Raw genomic sequence first — 18,836 nt, 5'->3', positions numbered from 1 at the left:
TATGGATAAAATAGTAGTAAAAGGTGGAAAGAAATTAAAAGGAGAAGTAAATATAAATACAGCTAAGAACTCAGTTTTACCAATAATCGCAGGAAGTATATTAGCTACTGATGGTGTACTAATAAATGAATTACCTATGTTACAAGATGTTTTTACAATTTGTAATGTTATGGAGCAATTAGGGTATAATTTAAAAATAGATAAGAAAGAAAATAAATTAATTGTACCACCACTAAATAAAGAGCCTTTAATTCCAAGTGAGGATTTGGTTAAAAAAATGAGAGCTTCATTTTTAATAATGGGACCAATGATAGCTAAATATGGAGAGTTTAGGTTAGCTAGACCAGGCGGATGTAATATAGGTTCTAGACCAATAGAATTGCATATAAAAGGACTTAGAGCCTTAGGAGCTGAAGATAGCAATTGTGGCAATGGATTTGTATGTATAAAGGCAAAAAAATTAGTTGGAAGTAAGATATATTTAGACTTTCCATCAGTTGGGGCAACAGAGAATATAATGATGGCAGCAACTATGGCTAAAGGGACTACGGTAATTGAAAATGCAGCCCAAGAGCCAGAAATAACTGATTTAATTAATTTTTTAAATTCTATGGGAGCTAAAATTTATATTGAAAAACCAGGTAAAATAATAATAGAGGGTGTGGATTCATTAAGTTCAACTGAGTACACTCCTATATATGATAGAATAGAAGCTGGAACATTTATGGTTGCAGCAGCAATAACAGGATCAAAAATAAAAATAAATGGAGTAAATAAGGATCATTGTTCAGCGATAATATCTAAACTAAAAGAAGCTGGAACAGAGTTTTGGGATGTCCATAATGAGGAAAACAGTATAATAGTAAAAGGAAATGAAGAAATAAAACCAATTAATATAAAAACAATGCCATATCCAGGATATCCTACTGATATGCAATCACAAATGATGAGTTTGTTGAGTATAGCAAAAGGAAGTAGTATGATAACAGAAAGTGTTTTTGAGAATAGATTCATGAATGTAGATGAATTAAGACGTATGGGTGCAAATATACAAGTAGAAGGAAGAACTGCTTTAATTGAAGGAGTAAATAACCTTACTGGATGTGAAGTTAAGGCAACTGATTTAAGAGCAGGAGCTGCTTTGATTTTAGCTGGACTTGTAGCAAAGGGAGAGACAATAGTTACTGATATATATCATATAGATAGAGGTTATGTTGAAATAGAAAATAAGTTCAGAGCATTAGGCGCTGACATAAGTAGAATATAAGTCAACAGCATTGCTGTTGACTTTTTTTACTTTAAATAATTTTATTATAAGTTCGAGTTTTAGAAAACTTAGCATATACATAAACTGTATTAATAAGTTTTAGGAGGATTTATGATAAATAGAAAAATTTTAGAACCAATAATTTTTATTGGTGCAATCATAGTGAGTATAGTTTTTATACCAATACTTTTTGGTTTTTTATCTAGTTCAAGTATGGCTGAAATTAATAAGGTAGATAAAGTTGAAAATAAAAAGTTAGTTGATGTAGTCAACTTAAAGGAAGTTGAAGTTTACATATCTAAAGAAAATAAAGTAGAAAAAGTACCATTAGAGGAATATGTGTTATCTGTAGTTTCAAGTGAAATGCCAGCTACCTTTCATGAAGAGGCATTAAAAGCTCAGGCTATTTTAGCAAGAACATTTGTTATAAATAAATTAATTTCTGGATGTAGCAATATAAAAGAAGGAAATATATGTGATACTACTCATTGTCAAGCATACTTAAATATTAATGAACGGAAAAAAGCTTGGGGTAAAGAGGGAGAAGAATATTTAAAAAAATTAAAAGCGGTTGTTAAAGAAACAGCAGGAAAGGTTCTGGCTTACAATGACCAGTTAGTAAAATATCCTCAATATTTTTCTACAAGTTCAGGAAATACAGAGGATGCTGTTGCTGTATTTTCAGAAGATGTTCCTTATTTAAAGTCTGTTGAAAGTCCAGGTGAAGAAATATCACCTAAATATGAGAGTGAAATAAGCATGTCTATAAGTGATTTTAAGAGTAAAATTAAAAAATCTATTCCTAATAGTGATTTAGGAAATAACATAAATGAAGAAGTTAAAATATTAAATAGAAATACAGGGGGAACTGTAAATGACATAAAAATAGGAAATGCTACAATTAAGGGGAAGGAATTTAGAAAAATATTTGGATTAAATTCTGCTAATTTTACATTAGAAGTTTTAGAGGACAAAGTAAACATAAAATGTTTAGGTTATGGACATGGTGTTGGTATGAGCCAATGGGGTGCTAATGTAATGGCAAAGGAAGGCAGTAAATATGATGAAATATTAGAGCATTATTTTAAAGGCAGTAAAATTGAAGATAGTAATAAAGTTTTAATAGATTAATAGAAGAACAAGCAAATAAATTTTGCTTGTTCTTTTTTTATAAAAAAAGATTTATATATGTGTATTAATTTAGGATAAATGGACAGAATTAGAAACGGAGGTGTTGAAAATGAATAAAAAAGACCAATTTAAGAGATTTATTAAAAAGGATGGATTTTATGTAGTTTTATTTGTTTGCCTATGCTTAGTAGCAACAGTTGGAGTAGTGGTAGCAAATAAAAGTGCAAATAACACAGTAGAAGAAAATATAGCAGAAAACACTATAGAAAATACAGAGGATAATAGTACTACAACTGGTAATACTTTTGATGATGCGGAATTAGTTGAAGGAAAAACAGAAGCAACAAATGATTCAGAAGAAACTGCATCTAATGAAGCTAAGGTTGAAGAATTAAAACCTGAAGCAAATAATGCTGATAAGTCAGTAGCGACTTCAAATCAAAGTCAAAGCTTTATATCACCAATTAAGGGTGGAGTTATAACAAGATTATATAACTTAGAACCTAGATTAAATGAATCAGGTCAAAGTGCATCTGTTTATAAAGGAATAGATATAGAAGCTGCTGAGGGAACTGAAGTTTTAGCAATTGGTGATGGTAAAGTTGTAGAGGCTGGAAAAGGGAACTCAAAAGAGGGGTGTTTTGTTAAAATAGAGCATCAAAACGGTATTGTTGGTTTTTATGGAAACTTAGATCCAGAAATTAAAGTTAAAGAAGGGGATAATGTTAAAAAAGGAGATTCTATAGGTAAGATTGGAAAAACTATTCAAAGTAGTCCAAGTGACAGAGTTTCTGAAACTTATTTAATGTTCCATATGGAAAATTCTAAGGAACCAGTAGATCCACAAAAATATTTAAAAGATATTCCTGTAAAAGAATAATTTAGTACATAATCAGCTGCTTTTTAAGAAGCAGCTGATTAAAAAATTAAGAATATTTTTAAGGAGGTACGGTTCTTGAAAGATTATATTGAAGAGAGAGTTTTAGAAGTAGCTCAGTACATTATTTATTCAAGAGCTACTATAAGGAAAACAGCTAAAGTTTTTGGTGTAAGTAAGAGTACTATACATAAGGATATGACTGAAAGATTGCCTAAGATAAATCCTGATATAGCTGAAGAAGCAAAAAGTATCTTAGATTTAAATAAAGCTGAAAGACACATAAGAGGTGGAAAGGCAACTAAGCTAAAATATAAAGTTGTTGAATGATGAAAATATTCCTTATATAATAAAAGTTAGTATTTATGTATATTTTTATAGAAAATAATAATTATTATTATATATTAGGGAGTTGTAAATATGTGGTTTTGGAGAAAAGGTACAGACATGGGTATAGATCTTGGAACAGCAACAGTTCTTGTCTATATGAAAGATAAAGGTATAGTCTTAAAAGAGCCATCAGTGGTAGCCATAGACAAAAATAAGAACAAAGTTCTAGCAGTAGGAGAATCTGCAAGGCAGATGATAGGAAGAACACCTGGAAATATAGTAGCATTAAGACCTATGAGAAATGGGGTTATATCAGATTATGAGATGACAGAAGCTATGTTAAAGTATTTTATCAAGAAGGGTGTTGGAAATAGAAGAATATCTGCACCTAAAGTAATGATATGTATACCTTGTCAAGCAACTGGAATTGAGAAAAGAGCAGTTATAGATGCTGCAAAAAATTCAGGAGCTAAAAACGTATATCTTATAGAAGAACCATTAGCAGCTGCAATAGGAGCGGGATTAGATATATCAAAGGCTAGTGGACATATGGTTGTAGATATAGGTGGAGGAACTGCAGATATAGCTATAATATCCTTAGGTGGAATTGTTATAAGAGAATCTGTAAAAGTAGCTGGAGACAGATTTGATGAAGCTATAATTAAATTTGTTAGAAGTAAATATAAACTTATGATTGGTGAAAGAACAGCAGAGGAATTAAAAATAAATGTTGCTACAGCTGTTGAAGGTAATAGAAAAGAAATCATGGAAGTAAAGGGAAGAAATTTAATAACAGGCTTACCTGGAATAATAACAGTAGATAGTGAAGAACTTAGAATAGCCTTAAAAGATGAGGTTAGCATAATTGGTGAAGCTGTACACTCTGTTCTTGAAAAAACACCACCTGAATTAGCTGCTGATATAATAGAAGAAGGAATTCTCATGACTGGTGGAGGAGCTTTATTAAATGGCTTAGATAAGTTTATCGAGCAAAGGACAGGCGTTAAGGTTAGAGTGGCTGATGATGCTGTAAAATGTGTAGCTGAGGGAACAGGTAAAGTTTTAAAAACATTTGAAAAATTAAATTTAGGTATGGATGATTTAGAAGTAAAATTAATTGATGAGTAAAATTAACCATATATCTCTTAATATTAAGAGATATATGGTTAATTTTTTTTGTTTTTTAAATAATAGGCGTGAATTAAAGAATCTACAATAACCTTAGACATATCTAATATAAAGCTTAATCTAATAGGTCTACTTGTAAATAAATCTATATTTTCTGAGGAATCAACTATAGCTATTATAGATATATCTCCAACACTTCTTAAGGTTTTACCAACTCCTTTTCCAGGATGAATAGGCTCATTTCTGATATGAATTTCACCAATAGATTTAGGATCTCCTAAGCAAGCATCTATAGCTATTATTTTATAATCAGGATAGCTTTTTAATATTTCAGTTATTTTTTTATCAAGATTAAGAGCATGAATAGGAGAGTCAAGTGTACCAAATACATTTAAAGGAAAGAATTTTTCTTTTAATAGGGTACCAACCAGTGGTCCTAAGCAATCACCTATACATTTATCAGTTCCTATACATACTATAATTGTTTTTTCATCTATATGATTTTTTAAAAAATCTGAAATTTCGTAATATGCTAAATAATTTTCATAGTAAGTTTTTATTCTATTCAAGGCTTCACCCCCTCATTAATTATATGAAGGAGGAATTAGAAATATTAAATAGAAGTATAAAAAAGATTTTAGGTGGTAATTATTAAAATGGAGGTGAATATGTTTATGAATAAAGGGTTTTTAAGTTTTTTAGTACTATTTTTTACTACAGTAACAATGGGAGCAATGATGTATTTTGTTAACTTAAATTATGAGCAAGTTAAATTTCAAGTAGATAGTACAAAAAATGAGAGGAATGAAATTTTAGAGATTAATGAAGAGAAAAGTGAACAAAAGACTATAGAAAACAATAAAGAAGATTTAAGAGAAGATAAAGATGAAGAAAATATAAGTGAAAATAATCATAAGAAAAATAATAATTTAGATGAATATCGATTAAAAGAAGAAAAAGAATTAGAAAGTAAAACTAAAGAAAATGTAAAAAATATAAAAGAAAATGAAAAGTATAAAGAAAAGGTAGAAATGGGGAAGTCTTCAGAAGAAAGAAAAGAAGTATTTAAAGTAGATAAGTATTCAATTCCTAAGAAAATAAATAAAGCAGATAAGTTTAAATTAATTTCTATTGCTAAAAATTTATCTTTAACTGATTATGGAGTTTTATTAGAACATATTAAGAGAAATGATGAGTTAGATGCTGCTATTGATATATTTAAAATACTTAAGGATAAATTAGAATATAAAGAATATAAAGAAATGAAAGATATATTAAGTCCATACATAAATATTGAGTTAATTGAAGAAAAAATATGAATGAAAAAAGAAGTAAACAAAAGAAATTGAGAGAATATTAAAAATAAATTAACATAATATCTGAAAATCGCCTGAAATTGAGTTTGAAATAAAAAGCATAACAATATATACTAAGTCTTGTCGATTGGCGGTGAGCCAAAACGACAGAGGAAAATAATAAATGTGCTGGTGTGGCTCAATTGGCAGAGCAGCTGACTTGTAATCAGCAGGTTATCGGTTCAAGTCCGATCATCAGCTCCATAAGTGGTGGAATTCCCGAGTGGCCAAAGGGGGCAGACTGTAAATCTGTTGTCGGACGACTTCGAAGGTTCGAATCCTTCTTCCACCACCAATAAGGTCGCATAGCTCAGCTGGGAGAGCACCTGCCTTACAAGCAGGGGGTCACAGGTTCGATCCCTGTTGCGACCACCATAAAACATAATAAATAAATGCGCTGGTGTGGCTCAATTGGCAGAGCAGCTGACTTGTAATCAGCAGGTTATCGGTTCAAGTCCGATCATCAGCTCCACAAGTGGTGGAATTCCCGAGTGGCCAAAGGGGGCAGACTGTAAATCTGTTGTCGGACGACTTCGAAGGTTCGAATCCTTCTTCCACCACCATTTATAAAAACAAAATATTGATATGCTGGTGTGGCTCAATTGGCAGAGCAGCTGACTTGTAATCAGCAGGTTATCGGTTCAAGTCCGATCATCAGCTCCATATGTGGTGGAATTCCCGAGTGGCCAAAGGGGGCAGACTGTAAATCTGTTGTCGGACGACTTCGAAGGTTCGAATCCTTCTTCCACCACCAGAAAGAGACACTATTAATTGAGTGTCTCTTTATTAAAATAATATCTTAATAAAATAGAATAATTAGTATTTATATACTCTTATCCAGAGAGGTGGAGGGAAAAAGGCCCTATGAAACCCGGCAACCAGTGAGAAATCACTACGGTGCCAATTCCGGTAAAGAAATTCTTTACAAGATGAGAGAAGATAAATTTAGTGTATAACTAAAATCTCTTCTTAAATCTTTAAAGGTTTGAGAAGAGATTTTTTTATTAACAAAAATATTTTAAAGGCGCGCATTAAAATAAAGTTTGTTAATTAAGCTTTAAAGATATTATTTTGAATCGTGGGAAGATAAATTAAGTTATTTGTTTAAATAAACAGGGTTGGAATAAATAAAAATGAAAGGGGTGAATTAGCTATCTTATTATGATAGTAAGATAGCATTAGCCATGAGAAGATTATTTACATCAGAATCAGTTACTGAAGGGCATCCAGATAAAATATGTGACCAAATTTCAGATGCAGTTTTAGATGCTATATTTGCAAAAGATCCAAACGCAAGAGTTGCTTGTGAAACAGCTGTTACTACAGGATTAGTAATGGTAATGGGAGAAATAACAACTAATTGTTATGTTGATATCCCTAAAATAGCTAGAGAAACTATAAAAAGTATAGGATATGATAGAGCTAAATACGGTTTCGACTGTGAAACTTGTTCAGTTATGACTACAATAGACGAGCAATCATCAGATATCGCTATGGGTGTTGATGAAGCTTTAGAATCAAGAGCTGGAGAAAAAATTGATATAGATGCAGTTGGAGCTGGAGACCAAGGAATGATGTTTGGTTTTGCTACTAATGAAACTGAAGAATTTATGCCAGCACCAATAGCTATGGCTCACAGATTATCAAGAAGATTAACAGAAGTAAGAAAGAACGGAACTTTACCTTACTTAAGACCAGACGGAAAAACACAAGTTACTGTTGAATATGAAAATGATAAACCAGTTAGAATAGATGCAATAGTAATTTCAACACAACATGGTCCAGAAGTATCTCAAGAGCAAATACAAGCTGATTTAATGGAACATGTTATAAAAGCTGTTATACCAGCAGAGTTATTAGATGAAAATACTAAGTATTACATAAATCCAACAGGAAGATTCGTTATCGGTGGACCTCAAGGTGATGCTGGATTAACAGGAAGAAAGATCATAGTTGATACTTACGGTGGATATGGAAGACACGGTGGTGGTGCTTTCTCAGGAAAAGACCCAACTAAAGTTGATAGATCAGCTGCATACGCTGCTAGATGGGTAGCTAAAAACTTAGTTGCTGCAGGAATCGCAGATAAATTAGAAGTTCAAGTTGCTTATGCTATAGGGGTTGCTAAGCCAGTATCAATTATAGTAGATACTTTTGGAACTGGAAAAATATCAGACGAAGAAATAGTTAATATAATAAACAAAGTGTTTGATTTAAGACCAGGAGCTATAATAAGAGATTTAGATTTAAGAAGACCTATATATAGACAAACAGCTGCTTATGGACACTTTGGAAGAACAGATTTAGATCTTCCATGGGAAAACTTAAACAAAGTTGAAGAAATAAAGAAATATCTTTAATATATAGAAAAGCTTAGGATTTTATATCCTAAGCTTTTTATTTTTCTATAAATTTATTATTTTAAGATGAACTAGTAATTTTTAAATTAAGATAAAATAAAAAAGCACTTTGAAAAATCAAAGTACTTTTTTATATTAAGCTTTATGAACTAATTTTCCATTAACTATTACATATTTTATATCTATATTTTCATCAAAAAGAATTAAGTCAGCATCATAACCTTCTTTAATTAATCCTTTTTTGTCGTCAACCTTACAGTGTTTAGCTCCGTTATAAGTAGCCATTTTTATAACTTCATTAAGTGGATAATTAGTGTTGTTAAATATATTTTTGACTGCCACATCTAAAGTTAAAATTGATCCTGCTAAAGAACCAGTTAATAATCTTGCCGCTCCATTTTTAACTTCAACCTCTTGTCCTCCTAATGAATACATTCCATCAGGCATACAGCAAGCCATCATAGCATCAGTTATTAATAAAACCTTGTCTGTTCCCTTTTGTTTATAGGCAACTCTTAAGCTTGGATATGATATGTGAATACCATCTGATATTGTTTCAGTAGTTATTTCACTATCAAAAACAGCACCTACAACCCCAGGTTCTCTATGAGTAAATGGAGTCATTGCATTAAATAAATGAGTGGCATGAGAGCATCCACACTTTATTCCTTCCATAGCTTCTTCATAAGTAGCTTTAGTATGTCCCATTGAAACAACTATACCTTTTTCACTTAAGAATTTAGTAAGTTCTTTAGCACCTTCTACTTCAGGAGCAAGAGTTATTGAAACAACATCATCTTCATGTTCTCCAACTAATTTATAGAAGTTTTCTTTTGTTGGAGGGATTAAGAAATCAGGATTTTGAGCACCTATTGCACTTGGGCTTATAAATGGTCCTTCTAAGTGAGCACCTAAAACATTAGCTCCATCTGTTCCTTCAGTTTTTGCTTTATGAATAGCTTTCATTGACTTGCATACGTCTTCAGCAGCTACAGTCATTGTTGTTGGTAAAAATGAAGTAGTACCATGTTTAACTATAACCTTTGATATTTCATTTATAGCTTCATAAGTACCATCCATAGTATCGTGACCACCAGCACCGTGTATATGAACATCTATAAATCCTGGAGATAGGAATAAGCCTTCTCCATCAATTACTTCACAATTACATTCTTCTTTAGGATTTATAGCCTTTATCTTTCCGTTTTCTATAAGTATATTTCCTTTTTCAATCTTATCTAAATATACTATATTACAGTTTTTTATTAACATACGAATCACCTTCCTCATAATAATCTTAAAATTTTAATTTGTGTAAGTCAACAAAATAAGCACTATGATTTAAATTTAATAATTGTGATATAATTAATAGTAATAACAATTCAAGAGAAACCTTTTAGGAGGTAATATGGAAGCATTAAATGGAATAGTTGAGAGTATAGTATTTAAAAGCTCAGATACAGGGTATACAGTTATAAAATTTAGAGAAAATAATATTATTCATACAGCAGTGGGAGTTTTACCACATGTGAAAGAAGGTCAAAATTTAAAAATTATAGGAAGTTGGGTTAACCATTCCCAGTTTGGAAAACAATTTAAAGTAGAAGAATGTGAAGAGATATTACCTACTTCAAAGGATGGAATAGAAAAATATTTATCTTCTGGGATAATACAGGGGATAGGGCCTGTTACGGCAAAAAAAATTGTAAATAAATTTGGAGAAGATACTCTTAATATTTTAGATAATAATATTGAGAGATTAAAAGAAATAGAGGGAATAGGTAAAAAGAAGTTAGAAACCATAATTGAGTCTTATAGAGAACAAAGAGAATTAAAAAATATAACTATATTTTTGCAAACACATGGATTAAGTGTAAATCAGTGTTTGAAGATTTATAAAAAATATGGAGCTAGTTCAGTTGATACAGTTAAAAATAATCCATATATACTTTGTGATGAAATTTCAGGAATAGGATTTAAGACTTCTGATAAGATTGCTAGGAGTTTAGGCATAGAAGTAGATTCACCTTTTAGAATTCAAAGTGGTATAAGATACGTAATAAATGAATTTTGTGCTAATGGACATACTTTTATGCCAAAGGATGAACTTATAAAGGAAGCAAGTAATGTATTAACTGTAAGTGGAGATATAATAGAAGAAAATATTAAAAATGCAGCTTTAGATAGAAAAATAAAGTTAGAGAAAGTTAATGATAAAGAAGGTGTTTTCACAATACCTAATTATTATTGTGAGCTTGGAATAACTAATAGGATTTTAACTTTAGCTATAAGCAATTTCCAAGATATAAGTGTAGATGTAGAGCACCTAATACTTCAATTTGAAAAGAAAAATAATATAACTTTTGCAGAATCTCAGAAAGACGCTATAATAAGTGCTTTTCAAAATGGAATAGAGATAATAACCGGGGGACCAGGAACAGGAAAGACCACTATAATAAAGTGTATAATTGAAATTTTTGAAACTTGTGGTTTGAAGGTTCTTTTGGGAGCACCTACTGGAAGAGCGGCTAAAAGAATGAGTGAGTCTACAGGAAAAGAAGCTACCACAATACATAGAATGCTTGACATGGGAGTCTTTGAAAAAGAAGAAAGTGTTTTTGTAACCAATGCAGAGGAACATTCCTTAGAGGCTGATGTGGTTATAATAGATGAGGCATCAATGATTGATATAACTTTAATGAATGCTTTACTTAAATCAATTAAGGTAGGTACTAGGCTTATAATAGTGGGAGATGTTGATCAGCTTCCATCAGTAGGAGCTGGAAATGTATTAAATGATTTTATAGAGAGTGGATTTACAAAGGTTGTACGTCTAAAGGAAATATTTAGACAAGGAAAAGAGAGTATGATTGTAGTAAATGCACATAAAATAAATAAAGGTGAGATGCCTAAATTAAATGAAAAAGGGACTGATTTCTTTTTCATAAGAAATGATATTCAAGAGGGAATATTAAATACTATTATAGATTTAATAAATACTAGGTTGCCTAAGTTTAACTCAAATTGGGATAAGTTAAAAAGTATACAGGTTTTAGTTCCTATGAAAAAGGGTGTATTAGGAGTTACCAATTTAAATGAAAAAATTCAAAACGTCTTAAATCCAAAGGCTCCATATAAAAAAGAAAAAGAATTTAGAAGTATGATATTTAGAGAGGGAGATAAGGTTATGCAGATAAAGAATAACTACTCTCTAAAATGGACTAGAATAGCTGGAAAGGGTGAGCATGAAGGTTCAGGTGTGTTTAATGGAGATATGGGATTTATAGAAAATATAGATTTAGAAGGTAAAAAGCTATCTATAATATTTGATGATGAAAGAAGAGTTATTTATGATTTTATGTATTTAGATGAGTTAGATTTAGCTTATGCAATTACAATACATAAAAGTCAAGGAAGTGAATTTCCAGTAGTAATAATACCTGCATATATGGGAGCACCGTTACTTATGAATAGAAATTTATTATATACAGGAATAACTAGAGCAAAAGAAATGGTTGTAGTAGTTGGAATACCTAAAGCATTAAAATATATGGTTGATAATACAAGGAGTATGGAACGTTATTCTTCTTTAAATTGGAGAATAAAAGAAGTAATATCTAATGAGGTTTTTGAACAAGATTAAATTAGGGGGACTTAAAAGTGAGCTTATATGGCAATAATTTAAGGGTTGAGAATAGATATAGTCATATATTAAAGAAATGGTATGTAAAAAGCAATGAGAGGTTTATAAATTTGATATGTGAACCATATCAAAAGTTGAACTTTATTGAAAGTTTAATTAGTGATTGTTTAATAAATAATGAAAAAGTTTTGTATGTAGGTAAGAGTAGAAAAGTTTGTAAAAGTGAGCAATTAAATTCTATGAATTTTGATTTTGTAAATTTTAATAATCTTTTTAATATAAAAAAGAATTTTAATTTGATAATATATGATGATGTAAGCCTATATTCAAATAAGAGTAGTATTGAATGCAACGAGGATTTAATGTACTTAAAACGCCTATCTAAGAAGATAGTAATATGTTCAGTAGATAAGGTATTTAACAATATAAAGCACATAGAAATATTAAATAATCAAAGGAAAGAACATTTCTTAGAGCCAAGACTAATAACAACTAGAGTTAATTTAGAAACTTCAATGCCTTATACCTTATATGATTATATTGAATGGTTTATAAGAGAAAAGAGAATCTTGGTTGTATATGTTCCAAATAAATTTAACTTAAATAAAATTTATGAATATTATACTGAGGATTTAAATTTAGAAAATAAGGTTAAAATAGTAAAAGAAGATAAAAAGAATTCCTTCTTAAAGATTGTAAATGAAAGTAGATTTAAAAAAGAAGGGGTTATTTTTATAACAGATTCATTACATGAATATTTTGATTCTATTCCAGAATGTGATATGGTGATTTATTCTTTTGAAAAAGATATTGTTGATTACAAAAAAATAATATTTGCCTGTGGAGCTTTATGCAAAGATAAATGCACTGGAAGAGAAGTAATATTATTAAGTAATGAAGAGGGAGATAATATAGAAACTGCTAGGAGGTTAGCAAGAGGCTTTAATAAAACTTTATGGAGAGAGTCAGAGATAAGGTAGATTATTTATTTCAATGTTTTTTAGAAGCTATTTATCCAACAGAAGAAAAGTGTTATGTATGCAATACAGAGGGAGAAAAAATAATTTGTGATAAATGCAAAGGTAAAATACAAAAGTTAAATGAAACTCCGATTATTGAAGAATGTAAAATATTAATCTGTTCTTATTATTCTTTTATAGTTAAGGATTTAATATTAAGACTTAAATATAAAGGAGATTTCCATGCTGGTGAAATATTAGTTATGTTACTAGAAGAAAAAATAAAAGAATCAAATTTAGATGTTGATTTTATAACATATGTTCCAGTAGCAAAGGATTCTCTTAAAAAGAAAGAATTTAACCAATGTGAATATTTATCAAAAGAATTAGGAAAGCGATTAGGAATTAAATCCATAGAAACTTTAAAAAAGAAAAGTAAAGTGAAAGAACAAAAGTTATTATCTAAAGAAGAAAGAGAAAAAAATGTGCAAAATGCTTTTAAGCTTAAAAGATATAGGAATTTAGAAGGAAAAAGTATTATACTTTTAGATGATGTAATGACTACTGGTGCAACATTAAAGGCCTGTGTAAGAGAATTGAAAAAAATTAAAAATATTAAAATTTTTTTATTGACTATTGCTAAAAGTAATATATAATAGTAATGTAGCTAGGTTTGTGGTTGAAAGTCGATGCCAGTCGCAGGCGAAACGATCCACGTAAGTTAAACAAAGTTTTAATGAGCATGGTGCGGCTTAGAAGTAAGACCTACCAGCCAATAAAGGCTGAGAGGGTTAGTAGTGAGAGGTTAACTCCGGGTAGCGAAAGCTCCAGTAGGCGAGTGTGGGGTCAAAGACCAGGTCAACTAGCTATAAAAAGGGACTATGATTTTCATGGTCCTTTTTTATTTTTGTCAAGTTACATTTGTTATAAATAAATTAAGTAAAGAGAAGATTTAATTAGACAATTATGATCTATATTATAAAAAATTAAGTTAATTAAAATAATTAAAGCTTGTATAAAATGCTTTAACAGAGTACAATTATAGTATAAAATTTAAACCTTTACATTATTAAGGTTACTTGTTTTTTGAAAGGGGCTGACGATATGAAAGTAACAGTACATGCTAAGAATATAGAGTTAACAAATGCTTTAAAGGATTGCGTAGAAAAGAAAATATCCAAGTTAAGCAAGTATTTTGAACCAGGAGTTGAAGCAAAGGCCACTTTAAGCGTAGAGAAAAATAAACAAATCATAGAAGTTATGATTCCTTTTAATGGAATATTATTAAGAGGTGAAGAATCTACAGACGATATGTATAAGTCAATAGATTTAGTTGAAGAAAAAATCGAAAGACAAATAAGAAAACAAAAAACTAGATTATCAAAGAAAAATAGATATGATTCATTAAGATTTGCTCATATAGATCCAATAGAGGATATGAAAGAAGAAAAAGAAGCAAAAATAGTAAAAACTAAAAGATTTGATGTTAAGCCAATGGGAGCTGAAGAAGCAGTTTTACAAATGGAGCTTATAGGACATGACTTCTTTGTATTCCAAGATCCAGAGACAAATCAACTAAATGTAGTTTATAAAAGAAAAGATGGTAATTATGGTTTAATTGAACCAGGATTAGGCGAAGAATAATAGAATAAATATAAAAAAAAGATGTAGGTTTTTTACCTACATCTTTTTATTTTTATGTAAAAGTTTTATCTAAATTATTACATTTATTGAAAATAGGTTATTATAAATGGTATAATCTAATGAGAATTATTTTAAATAATTTTTTTTGAAAATTTAGAATAATGTATATATGTGTTATAATGAGATAATTATTAGAATATTAAGCATATAAGAAAGTAGAATTGAGGGATAGTATAATGGGATTATTTGATAAAATATTTGGAAGTTATAGCGATAGAGAAGTTAAAAGAATAACACCTATTGTAGACAAAATAGATTCGCTTGGGCCTGAAATGGAAAAACTATCTGATGAAGAATTAAAGCAAAAAACATTTGAATTTAAGGATAGATATGCTAAAGGAGAAAGCTTAGATGATATGCTTCCAGAAGCTTTTGCTGTTTGTAGAGAAGCATCAACAAGAGTTTTAGGAATGAAACACTATAGAGAGCAATTAATTGGTGGTACAGTATTACACCAAGGAAGAATAGCAGAAATGAAAACTGGTGAAGGTAAAACATTAGTTGCTACTTTACCTGTTTATTTAAATGCTATAGCTGGCAAAGGTGTTCATGTAATTACAGTGAATGATTATCTTGCAACAAGAGATAAAGAGTGGATGGGGCAATTATATGAATTCTTAGGACTAACTACTGGGGTTATAGTTCATGGATTAACTAATGATCAAAGAAGAGAAGCATATAATGCAGATATAACTTATGGAACAAATAATGAGTTTGGATTCGATTATTTAAGAGATAACATGGTTATTTACAAAGAAGAAAGAGTTCAAAGACCATTACACTATTGTATAGTGGATGAGGTTGACTCAATTCTTATAGATGAAGCAAGAACTCCTCTTATAATTTCAGGAGCTGGAAGTAAATCAACAGATCTTTATAAGATAGCTGATTTCTTTGTTAAGAAATTAAGAGAAGAAGAAGATTATACAATAGATGAAAAAGCACATGCTGCAATGCTTACTGATAAAGGGGTTGCAGAGGCAGAAAAAGCTTTTGGAATAGAAAACTACGCAGATGCTAATAACATGGAGTTACAACACCATATTACTCAAGCCTTAAAAGCTAACTATGTAATGAAGAGAGATAAAGATTACATGGTTAAAGATGATGAAATAGCTATAGTCGATGAATTTACAGGAAGACTTATGGAAGGTAGAAGATATTCAGATGGTCTTCACCAAGCTATTGAAGCTAAGGAAGGTGTTAAAGTTCAAAGAGAATCTAAGACTTTAGCAACTATAACATTCCAAAACTATTTCAGAATGTACACTAAATTAGCAGGGATGACAGGTACTGCTCTTACTGAGGAAACTGAGTTTAGAGAAATATATGGATTAGACGTTGTGGTTATTCCAACTCATAGACCAGTTCAAAGAGAAGACCACTCAGATTTAGTATTTAAAACTGCTAAAGGAAAATATGATGCCATAGTAGAAGAAATAATAGAAACTCATAAGACAGGTCAACCAGTATTAGTTGGTACAACTAGTATAGAAAAATCAGAATATCTTTCATCTTTATTAAAGAGAAAAGGAATTCCACATAAGGTTTTAAATGCTAGATATCATGAGCAAGAAGCTGAAATTGTATCTCATGCAGGTGAGTTAGGTAACATAACAATTGCAACTAACATGGCTGGTAGAGGTACTGATATTAAACTTGGAGAAGGTGTTTTAGAAGTTGGTGGTTTAAAAATCATAGGTACTGAAAGACATGAATCAAGAAGAATAGATAACCAGCTTAGAGGACGTTCTGGTCGTCAAGGAGATAAAGGTCATTCAAGATTCTATATCTCTTTAGAAGATGATTTAATGAGAATATTTGGATCAGAAAAACTTCAAGCCGTTGTTGATAGATTAGGACTAGAAGAAACAGAGGCTATTGAAAGTAAAATGGTTACTAAATCAATAGAAAATGCTCAAAAGAAAGTAGAAGGTAACAACTTTGATATAAGAAAAACATTATTAGGATACGATGATGTTATGAATAAACAAAGAGAAGTTATCTATAAGCAAAGATCACAAGTTTTAGAGGGTGAAAACTTAGAAGACAGCGTTCAAGCTATGATTGAAGATGTTATAACTGGTGCTGTTCAAGCTCACTTAGGAAACATTAATGAAGATGATTTTGAAAAAGAACTTGGAGATTTAATAAAATACTTAGAAGATATAATGTTACCACATGGTAAATTCACTGTAGAAGAATTAAAAACTTCTTCAAATGAAGAAATTACTAGAAAATTCATTGAATGTGCTAGAGAAATCTATAAGGAAAAAGAAGAGTTCGTTGGCTCAGAACAAATGAGAGAAATTGAAAGAGTTATAATCTTAAGAGTTGTTGATACTAAGTGGATGGATCACATAGATGATATGGATCATTTAAAACAAGGTATTGGATTAAGAGCTTACAAACAACAAGATCCAACTCAAGCTTACCAAATGGAAGGTAGTGCTATGTTTGATGAAATGATAAATAACATTAAAATAGACACAGTAAGATACTTATTCCATGTAAAAGTTGAAGCTGAAAAACCACAAAGAGAGAGAGTTGCTCAAGAAACAGGAGCAAGTCATGGTGGAGACTCTCAAGAAGTAAAGAAAAAACCAGTTAAAAAAGAGCCTAAAGTAGGTAGAAATGATTTATGTCCATGTGGAAGTGGAAAAAAATATAAATCATGTTGTGGAAGAGAAGTAGTTTAATATAATTAAAAGCCTTTGCATTATTTGCAGAGGCTTTTTTGCATAATTTTATTAATAGATAAAATGCTATGAATTGTACACATAATATTGGAATGACTTGAACTTCTACTGATATTCAATTTTTAAAAAAATATTTTTATGAACTTTAAGATTATATTTAGATTTTTACTAAATATGATTTTATTGTTTTAAATAGCTATAAAATGATATACTTTATAATATCAAAATAATTAAAGCTAGGGGTGAAGTTTTTATGATTATGGAACTTGAAAATCAATTATCAAAGTTACATGAACTAAAAAATAATTTAAAGGAAATGGGGGCTTCACTTTGACTTAGCATCTTTAGAGAAGAAGAGTGCAGAATTAGAGCTTAAGATGCAAGAGGCGGGATTTTGGGATGATGTCCAAAAGGCCCAAGAAGTAACCCAAGAAGCAAAAAGAGTAAAAGATAAAATTGATAAGTTTAAAAATTTAAATGAAAGAATAGATGATGTAGAAGTATTAAAAGAGCTTATGGAAGAAAATGATGAAGAAACAGCACAGGAAATAATAAGCGAAGTTAAGGCTTTAAGTAAAGAGATAGATACATTAAAAATAGAGACAATTCTTTCTGGTGAATATGATAGAAATGATGCCATATTAACACTCCATACAGGTGTTGGTGGAAGCGATGCTAATGATTGGACAGAAATGCTTCTTAGAATGTACACAAGATGGTGTGAAAAGAAGGGATATTCTTTAGAAACTATTGATTATTTACCTGGAGATGAAGCAGGAGTTAAAAGTGTTACGTTAAAAGTTAAAGGTGAGTTTGCTTATGGATATTTAAAGGCTGAAAAGGGTATTCACAGATTAGTTAGAATATCACCTTTTAATGCTAATGGTAAAAGACAAACTTCCTTTGCTTCAGTAGAAGTTTTACCAGAGTTAACATCAGATCAAGATATAGAAATAAATCCAGTGGATTTAAGAATAGACACTTATAGAGCAGGTGGTGCTGGTGGTCAGCATGTAAATAAAACTGAGTCAGCAGTAAGAATTACTCATATTCCAACTGGAATAGTAGTTCAATGCCAAAATGAGAGAAGTCAGTTTTCTAATAGAGATACTGCCATGGGAATGTTAAAGTCTAAACTTATAGAACTTAAAGAAAGAGCTCATAAGGAAAAAATAGAAGATTTAACAGGTGAATTAAAAGATATGGGATGGGGAAGTCAGATAAGAAGTTATGTTTTCCATCCATATTCAATGGTTAAGGATCATAGAACTAATGTTGAGACATCTAATGTTAACGGAGTAATGGATGGAGATATAGATAATTTTATAATTGCCTATTTAAATTCATAAAAAGGTGACTATATAAAAAACTTATAAATAGATT

15 protein-coding genes, 7 tRNA genes and 1 riboswitch are annotated in these 18,836 nt (G+C 30.2%); of the genes, 20 read left to right on the top strand and 2 right to left on the bottom strand.

The features are described 5' to 3' along the window. Nucleotide 1 precedes the first annotated feature (1 nt). From murA to mreB, 5 genes are all read left to right on the top strand, one after another. Entirely contained in the window at nt 2-1,267 is a 1,266-nt protein-coding gene (gene murA / locus ACYUCG_RS09365; RefSeq protein WP_240298752.1) for a UDP-N-acetylglucosamine 1-carboxyvinyltransferase, read from the top strand. Nucleotides 1,268-1,378: 111 nt separating this feature from the next. Beyond that, entirely contained in the window at nt 1,379-2,398 is a 1,020-nt protein-coding gene (gene spoIID / locus ACYUCG_RS09360) for a stage II sporulation protein D (protein ID WP_460268490.1), read from the top strand. A 109-nt stretch (nt 2,399-2,507) separates the two neighbouring features. Further along, nucleotides 2,508-3,278 (top strand): M23 family metallopeptidase, encoded by a 771-nt coding sequence (locus ACYUCG_RS09355; protein WP_060795548.1) that lies wholly within the window; start codon nt 2,508-2,510, stop codon nt 3,276-3,278. A gap of 75 nt (nt 3,279-3,353) precedes the next feature. Continuing rightward, nucleotides 3,354-3,605, top strand: coding sequence for a sporulation transcriptional regulator SpoIIID (spoIIID, locus tag ACYUCG_RS09350; protein ID WP_003452341.1), 252 nt, complete (start codon nt 3,354-3,356; stop codon nt 3,603-3,605). 90 nt (nt 3,606-3,695) lie between these two features. Then, on the top strand, nt 3,696-4,733 hold the full coding sequence (mreB, locus tag ACYUCG_RS09345) for a rod shape-determining protein MreB (RefSeq protein ID WP_283681862.1): 1,038 nt from the start codon (nt 3,696-3,698) through the stop codon (nt 4,731-4,733). A 38-nt stretch (nt 4,734-4,771) separates the two neighbouring features. Here the strand turns inward: mreB and yyaC are convergent, their stop codons facing one another. Beyond that, on the bottom strand, nt 4,772-5,302 hold the full coding sequence (gene yyaC, locus ACYUCG_RS09340) for a spore protease YyaC (RefSeq protein WP_060796293.1): 531 nt from the start codon (nt 5,300-5,302) through the stop codon (nt 4,772-4,774). Nucleotides 5,303-5,389: 87 nt separating this feature from the next. Between yyaC and ACYUCG_RS09335 the strand changes: the two genes are divergently transcribed. From ACYUCG_RS09335 to metK, 9 genes are all read left to right on the top strand, one after another. Next, complete coding sequence (locus ACYUCG_RS09335) at nt 5,390-6,052, top strand: hypothetical protein (protein WP_060796294.1); 663 nt, start codon at nt 5,390-5,392, stop codon at nt 6,050-6,052. Nucleotides 6,053-6,216: 164 nt separating this feature from the next. Then, nucleotides 6,217-6,292 (top strand) — tRNA-Thr (locus ACYUCG_RS09330). A gap of 5 nt (nt 6,293-6,297) precedes the next feature. Next, nucleotides 6,298-6,383 (top strand) — tRNA-Tyr (locus ACYUCG_RS09325). Between the two features lie 4 nt (nt 6,384-6,387). Further along, nucleotides 6,388-6,463 (top strand) — tRNA-Val (locus ACYUCG_RS09320). A gap of 21 nt (nt 6,464-6,484) precedes the next feature. Further along, nucleotides 6,485-6,560: transfer RNA gene (locus tag ACYUCG_RS09315), tRNA-Thr, on the top strand. Between the two features lie 5 nt (nt 6,561-6,565). Further along, nucleotides 6,566-6,651, top strand: a tRNA-Tyr gene (locus ACYUCG_RS09310). 24 nt (nt 6,652-6,675) lie between these two features. Beyond that, nucleotides 6,676-6,751 (top strand) — tRNA-Thr (locus ACYUCG_RS09305). A gap of 5 nt (nt 6,752-6,756) precedes the next feature. Then, a tRNA-Tyr gene (locus ACYUCG_RS09300) sits at nt 6,757-6,842 on the top strand. Between the two features lie 76 nt (nt 6,843-6,918). Continuing rightward, nucleotides 6,919-7,024: riboswitch (SAM riboswitch) on the top strand. 248 nt (nt 7,025-7,272) lie between these two features. Then, on the top strand, nt 7,273-8,448 hold the full coding sequence (gene metK, locus ACYUCG_RS09295; RefSeq protein ID WP_003478628.1) for a methionine adenosyltransferase: 1,176 nt from the start codon (nt 7,273-7,275) through the stop codon (nt 8,446-8,448). A gap of 135 nt (nt 8,449-8,583) precedes the next feature. Here the strand turns inward: metK and nagA are convergent, their stop codons facing one another. Then, nucleotides 8,584-9,720, bottom strand: a complete 1,137-nt coding sequence (gene nagA / locus ACYUCG_RS09290; RefSeq protein WP_460268488.1) for an N-acetylglucosamine-6-phosphate deacetylase — start codon at nt 9,718-9,720, stop codon at nt 8,584-8,586. Nucleotides 9,721-9,856: 136 nt separating this feature from the next. Between nagA and recD2 the strand changes: the two genes are divergently transcribed. From recD2 to prfB, 6 genes are all read left to right on the top strand, one after another. Further along, the gene (gene recD2 / locus ACYUCG_RS09285; protein ID WP_060794645.1) at nt 9,857-12,091 is read left to right on the top strand and encodes an SF1B family DNA helicase RecD2; all 2,235 of its coding nucleotides are present in this window, start codon (nt 9,857-9,859) and stop codon (nt 12,089-12,091) included. A gap of 17 nt (nt 12,092-12,108) precedes the next feature. Next, nucleotides 12,109-13,071, top strand: coding sequence for a hypothetical protein (locus tag ACYUCG_RS09280; RefSeq protein ID WP_460268487.1), 963 nt, complete (start codon nt 12,109-12,111; stop codon nt 13,069-13,071). Further along, on the top strand, nt 13,047-13,706 hold the full coding sequence (locus ACYUCG_RS09275) for a ComF family protein (protein WP_060794647.1): 660 nt from the start codon (nt 13,047-13,049) through the stop codon (nt 13,704-13,706). Before ACYUCG_RS09280 ends, ACYUCG_RS09275 begins: the two co-directional genes overlap by 25 nt. Before the next feature lie 448 nt (nt 13,707-14,154). Next, the gene (hpf, locus tag ACYUCG_RS09270) at nt 14,155-14,694 is read left to right on the top strand and encodes a ribosome hibernation-promoting factor, HPF/YfiA family (protein WP_003452413.1); all 540 of its coding nucleotides are present in this window, start codon (nt 14,155-14,157) and stop codon (nt 14,692-14,694) included. Nucleotides 14,695-14,930: 236 nt separating this feature from the next. Then, nucleotides 14,931-17,453 carry a preprotein translocase subunit SecA gene (secA, locus tag ACYUCG_RS09265; RefSeq protein ID WP_060794648.1) on the top strand — a complete coding sequence of 841 codons (2,523 nt, stop codon included), beginning with the start codon at nt 14,931-14,933 and terminating at the stop codon, nt 17,451-17,453. A gap of 253 nt (nt 17,454-17,706) precedes the next feature. Further along, a protein-coding gene (prfB, locus tag ACYUCG_RS09260) for a peptide chain release factor 2 (protein ID WP_110083754.1) occupies nt 17,707-18,802 on the top strand; the annotation gives its coding sequence in 2 pieces (ribosomal slippage) (nt 17,707-17,784 and nt 17,786-18,802; 1,095 coding nt in all). Nucleotides 18,803-18,836 lie beyond the last annotated feature (34 nt).

This window comes from Clostridium sp. CTA-17, assembly GCF_054767895.1.
The sequence above is the reverse complement of the archived record's forward strand: the minus strand, read 5'-3'. Positions and strand labels throughout refer to the sequence as shown.